Here is a 2,958-nt window from a genome sequence, read left to right as displayed (position 1 = left end):
CTGGAGCTCAAGAACATGAGCCTGGCGTCGCAAGCGGTGGGCCCGCCCGGCAGCGACGTGGAGATGATCTGTGGTGCCCACAGCTTCGCCAATCTCGGCCGCAAGCTCCTGACCCAGACGCCCTTGGTCGGCCAGGCGATCGATCCCACCGACAGCGTGTTCGGCAACCTGTCCGCCGTCGGCAACCAGGTCCGCGCCAACGGCAAGGGGCTGAAGCAGAGCTACCGGATGCTCGTGCAGCGGGCGTTCCAGGACAAGCTCTGGGCCGGCAGCGGCAGGTACCAGTTCTCCGATTCGGGCGCCCTGCTGCCCGACGACGCCGCCGGCTATACCCAGGACGAGCTGAACTTCGCCCTGTTCTTCGGCCTGGCGCTCGACGCCTACGAGCGGACCCTGATCTCCGACCAGACCCCGTTCGACCGCTACATGGAGGGCAAGGTCAACGCGCTCAACGCCAGGCAGAAGGAAGGCTTGGCCCTGTTCGAGGGCAAGGCCAAGTGCGCCAACTGCCATAGCGGGCCGCTGCTCAGCAACGCTACCGTCCCGCCCCGGCAGCGCAAGGAACTGGTCGAGTTCATGCCGATGCCCGATGGCGGCATGGCCCTCTATGACGGCGGCTTCTACAATATCGGCGTGCGGCCGACCCACGAGGATGTGGGCCTGGGCGGCAGTGCCATGGGCGCGCCCTTGTCCTTCACCCGGCAATTCACCGACGGCAGGCGCGTCGACGCCTTCCCGGTGCCGGACGCGAAGCGCAACGAGCGGGTCGCCGTGGACGGCGCTTTCAAGACGCCCACCCTGCGCAACGTCGCCCTCACCGCCCCCTATTTCCACAATGGCGGCGAGGCGACCCTCAAGGGCGTGGTCGAGTTCTATGATCGCGGCGGCAACCGGCGCGACCTGGCGAGCGGCGACACGACCGGCACCGGCCCCAAGGGGCGCACCACGCCGATCGGGCCGAACATGGGCGGCAGCAACCTGGCGCCGGACATCACCGAGCTGGGCCTCACCAATGCCGAGGTGAACGCGTTGGTGGCCTTCATGAAGGCGCTGACCGACCAGCGGGTCGCCTGCCATGCCGCCCCCTTCGACCATCCGGAACTGATCGTGCCGAACGGCCATGTGGCAGCCCTGGAGCGTGGCCGGGCCAAGGACGCCAAGCTCCGCCTCCTGCCGGTCGGGCGCGGCGGGTACGGCGCCAGCCTGTGCGATCCGAACACCGGCGACCTGTTCGACCGCAACCTGATCGGGGGGATGCTGGTGCCGGTACCCTGATCCACAACGACCGAGGCACCCACCAGCCGCCCGGCGAGCCACTGCTCGCCGGGCGCTTCCCGTTCCTGGGCAGGCCCAGGCCGGATCGAGATTCCGGTTCTCCAACGGATTATGTGCTGGTTCACGAGGTTCCGTGCTGAAGCGCGAAGCGCATGATGGCGGCCAGGCGATACGTGTTGAGTGAGACGCAATGGATGCGGATCGCCCCACTGCTGCCGGGCAGGGCTGGTGATCTCAAGTCGCACGGGATCAGGCAGCCGCTTGTTCGTGAGCGGATATTTGTGGGCGCTACGGTCGGGTGCGCACTGGTGCGACCTGCCAAAGCGTTACAGCCGATGGAAGACGGTGCACCGCCGGTGCCGTGCTGGCGTGTGGAAGCAGGTGTTCGGCGCGCTGACCACTGACCGGGACAACCAGTACCTCATGATCGACAGCACCATCGTCCGGGCGCACCAGCAGGCGGCGAGCGGAAAAGGGGGTCAAGATCAGGCGCTGGGGCGTTCCCACGGCGGAGCGGCCACCAAGACATGTCCCCGATCTCGACCCGCGGCTGCCCGGTCCGCGGAAATTTGCCGGGGTGCATAGCGTTGATTCTACTCGTTTTCAGACGTCTTGACCGGCGTTCTGGTTACAAGTGGAGATCGATGCTATGCGGGTGCAGGCTATGCTGTTCTCGACCCAATTACAGCAGGTTCCATGAGAGTGGTTGACCATGCGCTGGCCGCGGAGTACGCCGACAATGGCACTGCCGCTTAAGCGCGAGGTCGCACCTGGTGACGCTGCTCTTGGCGCAACTCCTGCCCGTGCGCGGTCTGCGTGACATCAAGGCGGTCACCGTCGCTCACGCCAAGGCGCTTGAGAGGACGCAAGATCATCCGGTTAAGCGCTCCACTCCTGAACCAGTCGGGGCAGCCTCTTTGCCGCTCCCAATGCGCGTCGCTCGTCGGGGCCGATTCTGGCGTTCCTTTTCAGGCTGTCGCCCTGCCAGATCCGGCAGGCCAAGCAGGTGCCGCGCCTAGCCGACGCGGCCCTGATCCGGCCGGGCTTCAAGGCGGATTGCACAAGGTTCCACAAAAACCTAACAGAAGATGCACGTGGTGTTCGATCCGGCTCTCGGCGTGCTGGTCTTCTTCGAGGTCACCTCTGACAACACGAACGGCCTGTCCTGCGGCCGACCTCCTGGCTGAACCGGGGGAACATCAGTGTCGCCAAGACCACCATGCCGACCGGAGCCGAAGTAATCCACATCTTACTTGGGCTATGACGACTTCAGCTTTTGGAGCGATCTCGATGGCGAGGGCTGGCGGCTGGTCAGTCGGTTGAAGAAGAACTCTCCGATCACGATCGTCACCCAGAACGAGGTGCCGACCGCCAGCAGCATTGTGTTCGACAAGATGGTCTGACTGCTTGGCCGGGTGGCTGCCAGCCGCACCGATCCCTTCGGCAAGCCCGGCCGCTACATCTGCGTGAAGCTAGGTAGGGAACTCAAACAACCTTCTGCAGCTTCATAGTTTTTAATCGACTGATCAGGGACACATGGGCCGACTGACTGTCGGCAAAGTCGCTGACCGGTCACGTGATGCGCCGCAGCATGATCCGGCTCATGGCGGCATGGATCATCGCCACGCCGGTTTCGGGCAGCCGCTCATAGTCCCGGGCAAGGCGACGTGAGCGGGAGGGCCA

2 protein-coding genes and 1 pseudogene are annotated in these 2,958 nt (G+C 65.1%); all 3 read left to right on the top strand.

Translation table 11 applies throughout. From position 1 onward, the window contains the following. The coding region (locus HLA95_RS26840; protein ID WP_306422397.1) for a cytochrome-c peroxidase at window positions 1-1,275 on the top strand (1,275 nt) is incomplete at its 5' end. Between the two features lie 155 nt (window positions 1,276-1,430). Then, window positions 1,431-1,800, top strand: a pseudogene (locus HLA95_RS26835) (transposase); the annotation flags it as partial. Window positions 1,801-2,528: 728 nt separating this feature from the next. Beyond that, a complete protein-coding gene (locus HLA95_RS26830) occupies window positions 2,529-2,678 on the top strand; it encodes a hypothetical protein (RefSeq protein ID WP_191061586.1) in 150 nt (49 codons plus the stop codon). Window positions 2,679-2,958 lie beyond the last annotated feature (280 nt).

The sequence above is a fragment of the Geminicoccus harenae genome, from assembly GCF_019800005.1.
GTDB lineage: Bacteria > Pseudomonadota > Alphaproteobacteria > Geminicoccales > Geminicoccaceae > Geminicoccus > Geminicoccus harenae.
Note: the sequence above shows the minus strand (reverse complement) of the source record. Positions and strands in the feature narration are given on the sequence as shown.